Source organism: Pseudomonas nabeulensis (assembly GCF_004682045.1).
GTDB lineage: Bacteria > Pseudomonadota > Gammaproteobacteria > Pseudomonadales > Pseudomonadaceae > Aquipseudomonas > Aquipseudomonas nabeulensis.
Genome location: NZ_QUZT01000048.1, coordinates 21,132 through 36,962, shown reverse-complemented (window position 1 = coordinate 36,962; position 15,831 = coordinate 21,132). Strand labels below are relative to the sequence as shown.

Genomic DNA, 15,831 nt, shown 5'->3' with positions numbered 1-15,831 from the left:
AGCCGAAAGAGCTGATCTGACTGGCTTTATGACTTGCTCAGCACCGCGCTCTATCACATAAATATGGAATACGAATGCTGAGCTATGGCGAGGTAGTCTGCGGTGTCAACGTATGCCTGGCGATGAGAATCGCCAATAGAGCCAAAATGAAGGCTACCCAGGCCATTGAAGTTATGCCTCCCTCAAATGCTCGCACAGCGCTATGCATTACCTGATTGGCCTGATCTTCAGCTACAGTTGTTGACACTGAGTAGGCACCTGCCAATGTTTCACTGCCCAGGCGTATTTGAAGCGGTGTCAGAAAATCCGGTAACTGCAACGTCCCGCGGTAGTACGCGGTGACAACTCCGCCGAGTACAGTGGTTCCGAGAACGACGCCCACTTCATAGCCGGTCTCGCTGATGGCTGATGCCGCTCCGGCTCTATTAGGGGGGGTAGCAGATAAAATCACATCGTTGGATACCGTTGTGATGGCTCCGACGCCGATATTCAGCAACGCGAACGCGACTATCAACACAATCAGACTGCTGTCGAGGCTGGCGACCAACAAAAAGGCCGCAGCAGTAAAGGAAAGCAGTGTCGGAATGAGGATACTAATCGAAACTCGCTGGGCGACTGGCACTATCAGGATGCTGATAGCAATCGCCATGATTTGGCCCGGTATCAGAGCCAGGCTGGCATTAAGAGGGGACATGCTTAGGACGATTTGCAGGTATTGAGTTGAAGAAAATACAAAGCCGATGAGAAAGGCCAAGCTCATCAGGTTGATAGTCACCGCCCCGCTGAACGCTTTGTTGCGAAACAGGGTTAGGTCCATCAGCGGTATCGGCAAGGACATTTGACGGCGCACGAATTGCCTACCGATGATGATAGCAATGCCTAAGCCTGCTAGTACCAATGTGTCTGGACCGTCACTGGCGAGGTGCTTGATGCAATATACCAAGGCTCCGAGGGCAATTACGGATTGCAAGATACTGATGAAATCCATTGGCCCCGGCGCATCTGGCTCAGACTCGGGTAACAGCACTGGTCCGAGGATCAATATTGGAATCAGCACGGGCACTGCCAGAAGAAAGATCGAGCTCCATTTGAAAAACTCTAGCAGTATGCCCCCAATCAAAGGTCCAATCGCTGAACCGACCGTTAAAGTTGTCGCCCAGATGGCCACGGCTAAGCGCCGCTCCTCCCTATCTACGAAGATTGATCGGATCAACGCCAAAGTAGAAGGCATGAGCATAGCCCCGAACCCACCCATGAAAGCACGCCCCGCGATCAGTTGTGTGGCATTACTGGAGTAAGCAGTAATGAAGGATGCAGCCGTAAACCCTAATGAGCCGATCAGCAGCAGTTTTCTATGACCTTTACGATCACCCAGACTACCCATGGAGATGAGCAATCCCGCCAGTACCAACGAATACGCATCAATTATCCACAATTGCTGGCTAGCGCTGGGATGCAGCGCTTCAGCTATTTTTGGCAATGCGAAGCTTAATACTGTGTTATCCACAGTCACTAGCAGGACCGGTAGCATCAATATTGTTAGAGCCAACCACCGCTTGGCGTGGGGTTGGTGTTTTGAATCGTCAGACGTTACTGACATCACCGGCTCCTTTTTAAAAAATAATGGGTATACATCGGGGGTTATACGCAGAGCTGTCTTACTGTTTTGTTTGTAAGCTCGGTTTTTCAGTTCAGTAAGGAAAACAGATGCTGGCAGTCCACTGCACCCGAATTCAACCGTTTGCCTAATGTGTTTGAAACAGACTGTAAGTCGTTTTTAAAACTCTCGTAATCGTGTGCGGCGACGGTTTGCTGCAGCCGCTCAAGGCTTTTCAAAAGCACTTTGTGCTGCGTGCTAGCCTGTTCATTTTCCAGCTGGATATCCCAATAGATCTCTGGCGGGTTAACGAGTATCCGCGCAAGCAGTGCCATCATCGTACGCATCGGAGGTGGCATGACTTCCGCCACCAAGTCTAAGTCTATGGAGGATTTGGTCAGCGCAATACCGAAAGCGAGAATGGCTGCATGTGGCAACGTCTGACACAGCGCCATTAGTTCGTCATGGGCGGTTGGCGTCATTCGTCGGATCTTCATCCCCGCATCCAATAAGTTTTGCTCAATGAAGGATTGAGTGGCATCCATGTTTTCTACGCAGATCACCACCGTGCGGCCTTGTACGGACAACTTTGGTGAAAACATGGGGTTGATCCCGACAAATTGCTGATGCGGTGCTACTGCCCTTAGGGCCTTGTAGAATGGCCCTTGCACCGAGCAAGTAGGAATGAATACCACTTCTGAAGAGACGTACGCGGTGACCCAGGCAATTGAACGTACCGCCACATTCTCAGGCAGGGCGAAAACAACTGCTATCGCATCTCGAAAAACATCGTCCGTGTTGCTGAAGGGTTGGGTCACATCGATATTGTGATATTCGCACTCGAACTGCGCAGGACCGCAATCCACGACGCGCACGCAATATCCATACTGTTTGAGGATGCGGCTTATCAGGGATCCGATGAGGCCAGCGCCTCCCAATACGACTATTGTGTTGTTATTCATTTATCTTTCCCTGCGCAAAAACTGTAATAGGGCACGCTGGCTTTGACCAAGGTCTCTTCAAACTCTTCATGAGGGTCTGAGTGCGCGACGATTGCGCCACCGATGCCGAACTCAGCTTGTTGCTTATGCAGCACTGCAGTGCGGATGACGATGCTTAGCTCCGCACTGCCGCTAAACGAGATCCACCCAAGCGCTCCGGAATAAACACCGCGTGCACAGGTCTCGAGGCCATCGATGATTTCCATCGTGCGTTTTTTTGGGGCCCCTGTCATTGACCCCCCTGGAAAGCAAATCTTGATCGCTTCGATGGTCGGGATATCGTTGCGTAAATGCCCACGTACCGTAGATACAAGTTGGTGTACTGAGGAAAAGCTTTCCACCGCGAAAATATGCGGCACATGTACGCTGCCGGGGCGGCAAACTCGGTTCAAGTCGTGACGTACCAGATCCACAATCATCAGATTCTCCGCGCGGTCTTTGCTTGAAGCTTCCAAGTCGCCACGCAAGCGTTGATCTTCTGCTGGGTCCTTACTCCGTGCACGAGTTCCTTTGATGGGACGGGACTCAATCAGGCCTGCTTCGTCAATCCTCAAAAAGGTTTCGGGTGAGGCGCTTAGGACAGAAAGATTGTCGAAACGAAGGAAGGCACCATAAGGTACGGGGCTGGCTTCGCGCATTCTGCGATAGGCCGTTAGTGGCTCTCCGATGTAATTCATCCTCGCTCGGTTGGTCAGGCATATTTCGTAAGACTCACCGTCGTTAATGTATTGCAGCGACCGCTCGACCTTGTGGATGTAATCGTCGGAACTGTCCTCAAGTGACAGTTTGAGTTCATCTACTGCGCCCGGAACGAAGCGCTGCTCAGATTTGGCCTTTTGCGTCACTGGTTCCGAGGCCGGTAAGTTGGGCCACTGCAGCGACTGGCCGGTCGGGCTTATAAGGCATTCGTAAACAACTTGGTTGTGGTGGTCGAAGACAAAAAAATGCGGAGAAAATATAAAACTGGCGTCTGGATGGTCGGAGCGAAAGACCTTACGCCCACCCGTCAATGCCTTGAGTTCATAGCCCATATAACCTACAAAACCGCCCTTGAATTCAAAAGGCAGGTATTGCGGTACTGCTACGTGGACTGATTCTACGATTTGCCCAAACAGCGAGAAAAAGTCACCTGCCAGAGTTCTGCGACCTTTTGGTCCCTCAAGTGTGAGACGTTCGCTGTTAACGTCATAGGCTAGGCGAATAGAGCCTTGCGCTTGACCACTACCCATTATTGAGTAGCGGGAGTTAGGTCTTTCCGACTTTTCGCTGTCTAGCCAGAAGCTATAGTGATCATTGGCATAGAGTTGTGCGAACAAAGCTAATGGATCGTGTCCTCCAGGGTGTATGCGATATGACAATTGCATATTGAGTGTGCCGCCGACGGCCACATATTGCTCTTTTACTGCCTGAGATCCATCAAAATCTTCCAGAGACCGCGAGCGTTTTCCAACATTGTGTTTGAGTGCCATGCGAATGAAATTGCTCAGCAGCGCATGCCCATACTCAGAGTCAATGGACTCAGGGTGAAACTGGACGCCCCAAATAGGGCGGCTATTGTGCTCAATTGCCATGACTACACCATCTTCAGTCCACGCGGTGCAGCGGAGCTCCTGAGGCAAGTGGATACATGCCAGTGAGTGATAGCGAACTACTTCAAAATGTTCGGGAAGGTCGCGAAAAAGGCCGCTGCCGGAATGAGTGATGGTGCTGCGGTACCCGTGTACCGGCTTGGGGGCATGCCCGACTCGTCCGCCAAGAAATTGGGCTATACCCTGATGCCCCAGGCAAATGCCGAGCAAGGGTACGGGGGATTGGAGAACGACTTTCCCGCACACGCCGAAGTCCATGTATTTACCCGGATGACCTGGGCCAGGAGAAAGCACTACGGCATCGTATTGTTCAATCTTCAGCTCGTCGTAGGCTGTCGTGTTGCTGACTATGTCAATACAGAAACCGGTGACCTCGTATAGGTACTGAGCAATGTTGTGGGTAAAAGAATCGAAGTTATCAATCAATAATACCTTCATGAGTTCTTCTCGTTATTTCTGAGTTTCTGGATCAAATGCTCTTCCTGTACACAAGTCTCCTCAATGATCAGCTTGAATATCGACTCTACGTAGTCGGACCTTAAACCCACTTTTGCAGACTTATCCTTGAGTTGATCTAACACTTGGATAATACGTTGTGGCTGCATCATCGGTATATCATGAGCTGCCTTGAGCTCGGCGATTTCCATGCAAACGTTCATACGTTTACAAAGAAGGTCGACCAAATGATTGTTGATCTGGTCCAGTTGGTCACGCTTAGGTCGTAAGATGGTGGACGGAACCGTCTGAGAGATCTGCCTACGTTGCGTCATGTTCACTCCTTTGATTTTTTTGCCGTTATATGCGGAGGCCCAATGTGTCTGGTAATGGATGTGTGATTTCTATACGCCTGCGCGGATGACTAAATCCAAGGAGGCGGCTAACTGCTGAATGTCATGTTTGCTGTGGGTGGCCGAGAAGGCGAAACGCAACATGGCTTTACCTTTGGCAATGATCGGAAAAAAGACAGGGAATGCCAGTACGCCGTTGGCCCGCAGAATCCGGCATGCCGTTAATCCGTCTTCTTCCGTCTCGAAAAATGCGCCCCTCACTGGTGATTGAATGCCAGCGTTAAGCAGGCGGTTGTGTGTCAGTGAATCAAACAAGCGCACGTTGTCCCAAAGGCGGTGTTGCAGACAATCAATCTCGTTACTGAGGTGGATCTTCGCTGCCGCAACGTTGGCCGCTAGCATCGGCACCATGATGGAGTGGCCAAAAACCTGCGGGTTAGCGAGCATCTGAATTGACGGAATATCCCGAGGGTCACTCACAACCACAAATCCGCCAGCCCCGCCGAAGGCTTTGGAAAGAGAGCCGGCCAGAAGCATGTGGGGCGGCAATTGATTGTCTACGGTCGAAAGGGCATAGCCAGTGCCATTACGTCCAGTGATGGATATACCGTGCGCATCATCCACATAGAGGTACCCTCCAGCTTTCTCAAGTTGGCGGTAGAGATGCGCGATAGGTACGACACCGCTCATCGAACCGATACCATCGATCAGTAGAATTGGTGTTTCCTGATTTTCGGCACATTTTTTCAGTGCAGTGTTCATCGATTCTGGATCTGTCGATTGAACTCGGGATACCTCTCCAAACTGCTGAAGTATGCCCCGCAGTACCTGCAGAGATGCGTGAGCGGTTTTGTCCATCAACCAATGCGCACGCTTCCTGATTGGATAGCCCTTGAGCGAATTGCTTCCCAGCAGCGGCAGCACTCCTAGGTGCACACTGCTGGTTGAGGTGAAAACGCTGACGCCTGAGCCTCTGTATATTTCGCTGAGAAGTGATTCCAGTTGCGGTAAATATACTGGGCGCATAGCACTACGCGACGAGGACAGGTGTAGTCCCATAGTTTTGAGGGCTTGGTGTGCTGCCTTGATGAGTCGCGGATGGGTTTCAAGTCCCATATACGAACAGGAAACGAACTCGGTAAAAGTACCGCCTTCTTTTAAGGTGATGCGTTTATTTTCACGACTAACAATGGTGAAACCGGTGAGGCCTTCTATACAGGCGGTTTCCAAAGCGCTGGTGGTGTTGTCGCGGCGGATTGTCATCCAATCCTGTTTGGTTGTTGTGTCCATTGCGCAAAAACTCCTATCGAACATTATTCAATAAGCGGCCAACGGTCATGACTGAGCGGCCGGTAATGTCAGATGCGTCCCGGTCGATGACAGTCCGAACCTCAGTCAATTGGTATTTTTCGAACAAGTCGCGAATGGCGTTTGCCTGATCTTCGCCATGTTCGATAACCAGCCATCCATCAGGTGTCAGCAACATGATCGCCAATGCGGTTATCTGCCGCGTTAGATCTAGTCCGTCAGTACCTGAGTAGACGGCCGTTGTGGGATGATGCTCGCTCCATTCGGGTTGCAACTGGATGTGTTGGGGGACGTAGGGTGGGTTAGCGACAATGAGGCCCACTTTGTGACTTAAGTGCGCAAACGCGTTCTTGTCGCGAACGTCCGCTTGTAATGCATCGATATGCATTTGTTTTGTAGATAACCGGTTGATATTGCGCTTAAGGTAGCTAAAAGCGACCTCTTCAAATTCCACGCAGGTGACATTGAGGTCTGGCCTGCGTCGAGCGATTGCCAATCCGATTGCGCCGCTGCCAGCGCAAAGATCCAGGACGCGAGTTCCCGTCGCAAGCTCCGTGCCGTCCAACCATTTATGAATTACTATACTGTGAGGGCGAGGGATAAAGACGCCGCTACCAATAACCAGCTGCAACTCATCAAACTCTACAGTGCCTAGGATATGTCCTAAGGGAATACGACTGCAGCGCTCACTCACTGCTAATGTGAATTCATTCAGGGCGCGTTGTTTGTCTGAACGAACGATAAAACGATCGACTAGGCTATTCAGGTCTCCCTCCGGGTCCCAGATGTCTGCCGCTTCTAGCTGTGCGCGCGCCAGGATTATAGCTTCCTCTTCATATTTGCCCAGACTCATGACCACTCCTTGTAATACTGCGTCAATTTTACTCGCATAGATTCATATAGATAAGAAAAGGCGATCAGTTCCGGAGGAGGAGTGAACAAGGGATGTAGCTCATCAATCAATTGCTGGTAATTGGTCGATAGTCCTTTATCGATAATGGGAAACCAGTAAGCTTTCAGATCCCACCGATATTCATAGCCGGTCGCGAACATTTGCTTCACTGTTTCTTCGACTGTCAATTCACGCGCCAATCCTGTAAGTGGAGCGCGTACCGGATTGAACGTGCTCAAATCCAAGCCGCCAGTCTTACTATCCGTTAAAGAGTCCGCAATATAAGCTGCCAGCAAAGGCGACTGGTGCAAACCATCACGGTAGGTGCCGGTTACCAACCAAAGTTTCTGCTTGCCGCATTCGCCGATCAGTGGAAAGCCATCGGCCGAAATCGGACGATTGCCCACTTGAATCGAAATAATTTCGGCACTGTGTAGATCAATGTTTAACTGGTCGACGGCGCAATCGAGCAAAAACTGCACATCGGAGATTAGCGCGTAATTTTTGGGGCGTTCTGAAAGGATATTGGTAGCGCCGAGATACAATATGTTTTCGCCTCGTGGCACGCAATGAAGGCCACACGCAAACGCACGGTTAGGTGTCCGGATTACAGATTTGGGCATCTCCATGCCATCAGGCAGCTTTACCAGAATTGAAACGCCATAGCCGCTGAACAGAGGAGGGATTTTTTTTACAAGAGTGTTGAACTCATGGAGAAGCTCCAGCGATTGAACGCCAGCGGCCACGACAACTTTTTTCCCTAGCAGCCTCTCGCCGCTGATCAGTTCGACCCCTATTGCAACTCCGCCTTCGGACAATACTCGACTGGCATTTTCATTTATCAGAGTGCCATTGGTGGATAGTAGGGCTGCGTCAAGTTTTTCCAACAGCAAATTGGCGTTCACAGAGTGTTCGTTGGGAATGAATATGCCCCGCAGTGGGCGTACCAGATGGTTAGGGGATAGCCACTTTATCGCTCTTGGATCAATAGTCTCGTACGGCTCCCCATAGTTTTGAAGACTTCGCTCGATGGTTTCGTAGTTAACAGTATCTAACTCATCCATTCCAGCAGTGTTGAGAACTACATGCGTGCCGCTAGCGGTGAATATTGAGGTGCGGATGCCCGATGCATCTGCCAAACGCTCGGCCCAAGTGGGCCAAAGTTTCCGGGCCTGTAAATCCATGTCTAGCTTGAGTCGGCCATGATCACTAGCCAACAGTCCGCTGGTGACCTCGCCAAAACAGCCATTCATCGCGCCAGCCGCTTTGGAGGCTGCGTTAGTGTGGCCAGTCTCGCCAACCCTACAAACGTTTAAGCCCCTTGAGCTTAGTTCATACGCGATAGAGGCGCCAATCGCTCCCGCGCCGACCACGATTACATCGAACTCCATGTTCTAGATCCTCGATTATTAGTTTTCTATTATTATATTAAGGTGAAACCTGTTTCTGCGTAGGAATACACTGCGCTTTTTATAATTTGCAATGTCGTAAAGCTATTGGGTAATTGTTTCGTGCTGTTTCGGTGTTACTAATCTACATATTTGAAAATCACGCTCAGAACTTTCCGTAGGAATTTGATTTGATTCAGTGCTTGTTGCACACAGTTGATAGTTTGGGTCGGCCTCCGGAGGCTGCGGTACTACATCGCTGAGTAGTTAACTTCTGGTTTGCACGGTGTTTATAGATGCAGGCTTGAAAGTACGCCGCTGGGCTGAATAGCAATGCACAATGAAAAAAGGCGATCCTTCAAGGATCGCCTTTTATTTGGTTTGGTGTGCTTACAGCTTTGGGAACTGGCTTGCTCGCGAAGGGGGCGTGTCAGGCACCTTTTTTTAACTGACACACCTTTTTCGCGGGCAAGCCCGCTCCCACAATTTAGACCGTGCTCACGTTCACCCAACGTTCCTCTCGGGCCGCCACACGAATCGCCGTCGCCAACTGCTCCACCGCCCACGCCCCTTCAAAGTCGGTACCGTCGCCCCCCTGGCCGGCCAACGCCAGAACCAACTCCTGCACCTCCAGCGTCTTCAACTCGTTGTACCCCAACTGATGCCCCGCCGCTGGGCTGAACGCTGCGTACCCCGGCAGGGCCGGGCCGGCCAACAAGCGCTGGAATCCGTCCTGGCCCACACGGCACAGTTGCAGCTCATTCAAGCGCTCCTGGTCGAACGCCAGCGTGCCTTTGGTGCCGCTGATCTCGAAGCTCAAGTGGTTCTTGTAGCCATGCTTGAGCCAGCTGCTGCTCACCGTACCCCGTGCGCCATTGGCGAAGCGCAGCAGGGCATGTACTTGATCGTCCACGGCGATGGTTTTGCGCTCGCTGCTGCCTTTGACGGCCGGACGCTGGGCATGCACGGTCTGCGTATCGGCGCACACGCTGACCACATCCCCCACCAGATAGCGGGCCATCGACAGCAAGTGGCTGCCCAGGTCGGCGAGGGCGCCGCCGGCGTGTTCCACTTCGCAGCGCCAGGACCACGGTGATGCCGGGTCGGCCATGAAGTCTTCGCTGAATTCCCCCTGGAAACTGATGATCTCGCCCAGTTCGCCGTTGGCGATCATCTGTTTGGCCAGCACGATCATCGGGTTGTGCTGGTAGTTGTAGCCCACCCGCGTCACCACACCGGCGGCACTCGCGGCGCGGCGCATGGCGTCGGCTTGTTCAAGGCTGACGGCCAGGGGTTTTTCGCAGTACACCGCCTTGCCCGCCGCGATGGCGGCCATGGCCATGGGGTAGTGCAAGTGGTTGGGGGTGGTGATGGCGACCACGTCGACGTTCGGGTCATTGATCAGTGCCTGCCAGTCGCCGTGGGCCTGGGCAAAACCCCAGTCCTTGGCGCAGCGCTGGGCGCGTTCGGTGTCGGCGTCGGCCAGGGCGGCCAGCTTGAGGTGTACCGGCAGTTCAAATACCGCACGGGCGTTGTTGAACGCCAAGGCATGGGCGCGGCCCATGAAGCCTGTGCCGATCAAGCCGATTCCGAGTTCACGCATAGCCGTGGTCCTTTGCATTATTGTTTTCAGAGGCGCTATTAATGGAATAAAAATTCTCGTATTTCAATAGACGGAATAAAAATTCATTGTTGCGCCGACGATCAACCTGGCTGATGCCGCTATATTCAGGCCTGAAGGAAAAGGCCCCAGTTAACAAAAGATAACGTAGCGCCGATTGTCAGACGATTCGAAAGCCCCGTAGGATGGCCGCTGATGTCTCCAGGCGCTCTAGATTGCAGGTTTCAGGGCCCTAACAATAATAACTAGGAGAAAGGTCTATGAGTGAGCCTGTCATGGGTAGGGTTGTTTGCCGCCCACGCGCCGCACGCAGGGTCGCGTTGCTGGCCGCAGCGCTCTCGCTGTTTGGCGCAGTCGTGTTACCGACGGTCGTCCAGGCCGCCAGCGATACCCCCTTCGCAATTGAATCCCCCAAGGCCGCCAAAGGCCTGATGATCGACGTGGTTCACGCCGGCAAACGCCTGGTGGCGGTGGGTGATCGCGGGCATATCCTGTATTCCGATGACCAGGGTGTGACCTGGACCCAAGCCAAAGTGCCGACCCGGCAGTTGCTCACGGCGGTGTATTTCATCGATGACAAACAAGGCTGGGCGGTCGGTCATGACGCACAAATCCTCGCCAGCGCCGACGGCGGCGCCACCTGGACTGAGCAATACCAGGACCTCAAGCGCGAAGCCCCATTGCTCGACATCTGGTTCAACAACACCAGCCACGGCCTGGCCGTTGGCGCCTACGGTGCGCTGATCGAAACCACCGACGGCGGCAAGACCTGGGAAGACGTCAGCGACCGCCTCGACAACGAAGACCAGTACCACCTCAACGCTATCGCCTACATCAAGGACGCCGGCCTGTTTATCGTCGGCGAGCAGGGCAGCATGTTCCGCTCCAGCGATGACGGGCAGACCTGGGAAAAACTCGAAGGCCCCTACGAGGGCTCGCTGTTTGGCGTGATCGGCACCGCCCAACCGCAAACGCTGCTGGCCTACGGCTTGCGCGGCAACCTGTACCGCTCGACCGACTTTGGCAGCACCTGGGAGCAGGTCGAATTGAACGCGGCGCGGGGAGCGCTGGAGTTCGGTTTGTCCGGCGCGACCTTGCTCGATGACGGCGCCATCGTCGTCGTGGGCAACGGCGGCAGCGTGGTGGTCAGCCATGACGACGGGCTCACGTTCAGCGTGTTCAACCGCCCGGATCGCATTTCGCTGTCATCCGTCACCGCGGCAGGCAATGGCAACTTGATTCTGGCCGGGCAGGGGGGCGTTCGTGTGGCGACGCCCACCGGCGCCGAACCGACAAAACAATAAGAAGGCGGGGACAGAATGAGCAGTCATCACAACGATAAAGCGACCCTTCTTGAGCGCCTGATCTTCAACAACCGCCCGGCAGTCATCGTGATCTGCCTGTTGGTGAGCATTTTCCTGTTCTGGCAGGCGACGTTGATTCGCCCGTCCACCAGCTTTGAAAAGATGATCCCCCTGAAACACCCCTTCATCGAAAAGATGATGGAACACCGTAATGACCTGGCGAACCTGGGCAACACGGTGCGCATCTCGGTGGAGGCCAAGGACGGCGACATCTTCACGAAGGAATACATGGAGACCCTGCGCCAGATCAACGACGAGGTGTTCTACATCTCCGGCGTCGACCGTTCGGGCCTCAAGTCGCTGTGGAGCCCCAGCGTACGCTGGACCGAAGTCACCGAAGAAGGCTTTGCCGGCGGTGAAGTGATCCCGCAAAGCTACAACGGCTCACCGCAAAGCCTCGATCAACTGCGCAACAACGTGCTTAAGTCCGGCCAGGTCGGGCGCCTGGTGGCCAACGATTTCAAGTCGAGCATCGTCGATATCCCATTGTTGGAGTCCTACCCGGACCCGCAGGATCAGGGCAAGTTGCTGGCCCTGGACTACCGCAAGTTCTCCCATGAACTCGAAGACAAGATCCGCGACAAGTTCGAAGCGCAGAACCCCAACGTCAAGATCCACATCGTCGGGTTCGCCAAGAAGGTCGGTGACCTGATCGACGGCCTGGTAATGGTGGTGATGTTCTTCGGCATCGCCTTCGTCATCACCCTGATCCTGCTGCTGTGGTTCACCCACTGCCTGCGCAGCACCATTGCGGTGTTGAGCACCACGTTGGTGGCGGTGATCTGGCAACTCGGGCTGATGCACTTTTTCGGCTTTGGTCTCGATCCGTATTCGATGCTGGTGCCGTTCCTGATCTTTGCCATTGGCATTTCCCACGGCGTACAGAAGATCAACGGTATCGCCCTGCAATCCAGTGAGGCCGATAACGCACTGACCGCTGCGCGGCGCACGTTCCGCCAACTGTTCCTACCAGGCATGATTGCGATCCTTGCGGATGCCGTGGGCTTTATCACGCTACTGATCATCGACATCGGCGTGATCCGCGAACTGGCCATCGGTGCGTCCATCGGTGTGGCGGTGATCGTGTTCACCAACTTGATCCTGTTGCCGGTGGCGATTTCCTACGTGGGCATCAGCAAGCGGGCCATCGCCAAGAGCAAGAAAGACGCGAACCGCGAGCATTCGTTCTGGCGCCTGCTGTCGAACTTTGCCAGCCCGAAAGTTGCGCCGGTGTCGATCTTCCTGGCCCTGGTCGCCTTTGGTGGCGGCCTCTGGTACAGCCAGAACCTCAAGATCGGCGACCTTGACCAAGGCGCGCCGGAACTGCGTCCGGACTCGCGCTACAACAAGGACAACAACTTCATTATCAGCAACTACTCCACCAGCTCCGATGTGTTGGTGGTGATGGTCAAGACCAACGCCGAAGGCTGCTCGCGTTATGAGGCCATGGCGCCGATTGACCAGCTGATGTGGAAGATGCAGAACACCGAGGGCGTGCAGTCGGCGATCTCGCTGGTGACCGTGTCCAAGCAGATGATCAAGGGCATGAACGAGGGCAACCTGAAATGGGAAACCCTGTCGCGTAACCCGGACGTGCTGAACAACTCCATTGCCCGTGCCGATGGCCTGTACAACAACAATTGTTCGCTGGCGCCGGTGCTGGTGTTCCTCAACGACCACAAGGCCGAGACCCTCGACCGTGCAGTGCATGCGGTGCAGGACTTTGCCAAGGAGAACAACCGGGAGGGCCTGGAGTTCATCCTCGCGGCCGGCAACGCCGGGATCGAAGCGGCCACCAACGAGGTGATCAAAGAGTCTGAGCTGACCATCCTGATCCTGGTGTACCTGTGCGTGGCCACCATGTGCATGATCACCTTCCGCTCGTGGGCGGCGACCCTGTGCATCGTGTTGCCACTGGTGCTGACCTCGGTACTGGGCAACGCATTGATGGCGTTCATGGGCATTGGCGTCAAGGTCGCGACCTTGCCGGTGGTGGCGCTGGGCGTGGGGATTGGCGTGGACTACGGCATCTACATCTACAGCCGCCTCGAAAGCTTCCTGCGCGCCGGTTTGCCGCTGCAAGAGGCGTATTACCAGACGCTCAAGTCCACCGGTAAAGCCGTGCTGTTCACCGGTTTGTGCCTGGCGATCGGGGTGTGCACCTGGATCTTCTCGGCCATCAAGTTCCAGGCCGACATGGGCTTGATGCTGACCTTCATGCTGCTGTGGAACATGTTCGGCGCGCTGTGGCTGCTGCCGGCGCTGGCGCGGTTCCTGATCAAACCGGAGAAGTTGGCGGGGCAGAAGGGCAACTCACTGTTCGCGCATTGATCGATTTAGACCATTGCCGCGAGGCACGGCGGGGGAATTGACCTATCATGTGTCTTTTCCCCCGCAGTGACTTCACATCATGACCGATGCATCACCCAACCTGAGCAACGCCCTGAACGACAGCGACATGCTGATCATCAACGGGCTGCACGCCTTCGACTTCACTTTTGACCAGCACCTGCTGATCGAAAGCATGGATGGCCGGGAACTCAAGCGTTGGAAGTTCAGTCCAGAACAATTGAATGCCGCCACCTTTGACGACAGCTTGCAGAGCTGGCTCTTGCGTAACGAAGACGGCGAACACCGTCTAGTCTGTTTGAGCGCGATCAAGGGCGACAATAACAACGACGAGGACGAAGCGGATGATGATGCGTAAATTCTGGCCCCTGCTGATGGCCGGCAGTGTCGGCGCGATGTCGGTGCAGGCTGCACCGGTCGATACCCATGAACTGTTGGTCGGCAGCTACACCGCCGGCACCAGCGAAGGCATCTACCGCCTGCAATTCAATAGCCAAACCGGCAAGTTCGAAGGCCAGCCGGTGCTGGCGGCCAAGGCGGCCAACCCGTCCTGGCTGACGCTCTCCAAAGACCAGAAGCACCTGTATGTGGTCAACGAGAACGGCCCCGGCCAGAAAGACCCGGTGGGCCGCGTCAGCAGCTACAGCATCGACCCGCAGAATCATCAGCTCACCCTGATCAACCAGGTGCAGAGCCTGGGCAACGAGCCGACTCACTCGAGCCTCGCCGCTGATGGGCGTTACTTGTTTGTCGCCAACTACTCGGTGCTGGAAGACCCGGGCGGCAGCCTGGCGGTATTGCCGGTGGATGCCTCGGGCAAACTGTCGCCACCGGTGCAGTTGAGCGCACATCCGGCCAGCCGCGTGAACCCGGAGCGCCAGGCGTCCAACCACGTGCATTCGGTGGTGTCGTCGCCGGATGGCAAGTACGTGTTTGTGCAGGACCTGGGGGCGGACAAGGTGTTTGCCTACCACTACGACCCCAAGGCCAACCACGAACTGCCATTGACGGCGGCCAACCCTGCCTCGGTGCAACTGCCACCCGGCAGCGGTCCACGGCACTTGCTGTTCAGCGCCGATGGCAAGCATGCCTGGCTGACCACCGAGATGAGCGCCCAGGTCGCGGTGTATGACTACCACGATGGCAAGCTCAGCCAGACCCAACTGGTGGACTTCGCTGCCGGCCAACCGGTATCTGACAAGGCTGGCGCGGCGCTGCATGCGTCCAGCGATGGCAAGTTCCTGTACGTGAGCAACCGTGGCACGGCCAACCAGATGCTGGTGTTCAGCATCGACCCGGCCACCGCGCACCTCAAGGAACTGCAACGCCGTTCGGTGGAAGGTGACCACCCACGGGAGTTCAGCCTGGACCCGAGCGGCAAGTTCCTGCTGATCGCCAACCAGAAAAGCAATGAAATCGTGGTGGTCGAACGTGACCCCAAGACCGGCCTGCTCGGTAAAACCGTGCAGAAACTGGCCATCGATGCCCCCAGCGACCTCAAGTTCCTGGTGCGTCAATAAGCCACAGGCCCCGCAGTGCGGGGCCTGACCCTTTCTATTAATTCCATTAATAGCGGCTACTGTTTCAAAGCATTTCTAAGGATTAACCCTCGGGCGTAAGTTTGGTTCCAAGGCCTTCCCCGGCCACTCAATCAAACGAACACAAGGGTTACCGACATGAACTTGAATCTCTTCTCCATCATCGCCGCTTCCGCTGTTTCCGCCACCGTGGCCCTGCCAGCCGCTGCCAGCGTGGACGTTGCCGGTAAAAAATCCAGCACCAGTGCCTACACCCAGAAATACCTGCAACAGAGTGCCAACTTTTATGCAGCCCTGGATCACAAGGCCCAGCACTGATCCGGAGCTCAATGAGATCCAAATGTGGGAGGGGGCTTGCCCCCGATGAGGGAGTGTCAGTTGACACATCCATGGCTG

13 protein-coding genes are annotated in these 15,831 nt (G+C 54.7%); 5 read left to right on the top strand and 8 right to left on the bottom strand.

The features are described from left to right. Positions 1–82: 82 nt before the first annotated feature. From DYL61_RS22145 to DYL61_RS22110, 8 genes are all read right to left on the bottom strand, one after another. Positions 83–1,600, bottom strand: coding sequence for an MFS transporter (locus tag DYL61_RS22145; RefSeq protein WP_135310098.1), 1,518 nt, complete (start codon positions 1,598–1,600; stop codon positions 83–85). 86 nt (positions 1,601–1,686) lie between these two features. Then, positions 1,687–2,559 (bottom strand): prephenate dehydrogenase dimerization domain-containing protein, encoded by an 873-nt coding sequence (locus tag DYL61_RS22140; RefSeq protein WP_135310097.1) that lies wholly within the window; start codon positions 2,557–2,559, stop codon positions 1,687–1,689. Further along, complete coding sequence (pabB, locus tag DYL61_RS22135) at positions 2,556–4,625, bottom strand: aminodeoxychorismate synthase component I (protein WP_135310096.1); 2,070 nt, start codon at positions 4,623–4,625, stop codon at positions 2,556–2,558. Before pabB ends, DYL61_RS22140 begins: the two co-directional genes overlap by 4 nt. Beyond that, the gene (locus DYL61_RS22130; protein ID WP_167497989.1) at positions 4,622–4,957 is read right to left on the bottom strand and encodes a chorismate mutase; all 336 of its coding nucleotides are present in this window, start codon (positions 4,955–4,957) and stop codon (positions 4,622–4,624) included. Before DYL61_RS22130 ends, pabB begins: the two co-directional genes overlap by 4 nt. A gap of 69 nt (positions 4,958–5,026) precedes the next feature. Continuing rightward, positions 5,027–6,265, bottom strand: a complete 1,239-nt coding sequence (locus DYL61_RS22125) for an aminotransferase class I/II-fold pyridoxal phosphate-dependent enzyme (protein WP_135310094.1) — start codon at positions 6,263–6,265, stop codon at positions 5,027–5,029. A gap of 13 nt (positions 6,266–6,278) precedes the next feature. Continuing rightward, positions 6,279–7,136, bottom strand: a complete 858-nt coding sequence (locus DYL61_RS22120; RefSeq protein ID WP_135310093.1) for a HemK/PrmC family methyltransferase — start codon at positions 7,134–7,136, stop codon at positions 6,279–6,281. Next, a complete protein-coding gene (locus DYL61_RS22115; RefSeq protein ID WP_135310092.1) occupies positions 7,133–8,566 on the bottom strand; it encodes an NAD(P)/FAD-dependent oxidoreductase in 1,434 nt (477 codons plus the stop codon). The genes DYL61_RS22120 and DYL61_RS22115 overlap by 4 nt, the downstream gene beginning before the upstream one ends. A 484-nt stretch (positions 8,567–9,050) precedes the next feature. Beyond that, positions 9,051–10,166, bottom strand: coding sequence for a Gfo/Idh/MocA family protein (locus DYL61_RS22110; RefSeq protein WP_135310091.1), 1,116 nt, complete (start codon positions 10,164–10,166; stop codon positions 9,051–9,053). Between the two features lie 293 nt (positions 10,167–10,459). Here DYL61_RS22110 and DYL61_RS22105 point away from each other — a divergent pair, with 293 nt between their 5' ends. The 5 genes from DYL61_RS22105 (at position 10,460) to DYL61_RS22085 (ending at position 15,753) form a co-directional block, all read left to right on the top strand. After that, positions 10,460–11,488 carry a WD40/YVTN/BNR-like repeat-containing protein gene (locus tag DYL61_RS22105; protein ID WP_193559452.1) on the top strand — a complete coding sequence of 343 codons (1,029 nt, stop codon included), beginning with the start codon at positions 10,460–10,462 and terminating at the stop codon, positions 11,486–11,488. A gap of 15 nt (positions 11,489–11,503) precedes the next feature. Next, a complete protein-coding gene (locus tag DYL61_RS22100) occupies positions 11,504–13,879 on the top strand; it encodes an efflux RND transporter permease subunit (protein ID WP_135310089.1) in 2,376 nt (791 codons plus the stop codon). 79 nt (positions 13,880–13,958) lie between these two features. Further along, a complete protein-coding gene (locus tag DYL61_RS22095) occupies positions 13,959–14,255 on the top strand; it encodes a DUF5629 family protein (protein ID WP_135310088.1) in 297 nt (98 codons plus the stop codon). After that, entirely contained in the window at positions 14,242–15,417 is a 1,176-nt protein-coding gene (locus DYL61_RS22090; RefSeq protein WP_135310087.1) for a lactonase family protein, read from the top strand. The genes DYL61_RS22095 and DYL61_RS22090 overlap by 14 nt, the downstream gene beginning before the upstream one ends. A 156-nt stretch (positions 15,418–15,573) precedes the next feature. Then, complete coding sequence (locus DYL61_RS22085; protein WP_135310086.1) at positions 15,574–15,753, top strand: hypothetical protein; 180 nt, start codon at positions 15,574–15,576, stop codon at positions 15,751–15,753. Positions 15,754–15,831 lie beyond the last annotated feature (78 nt).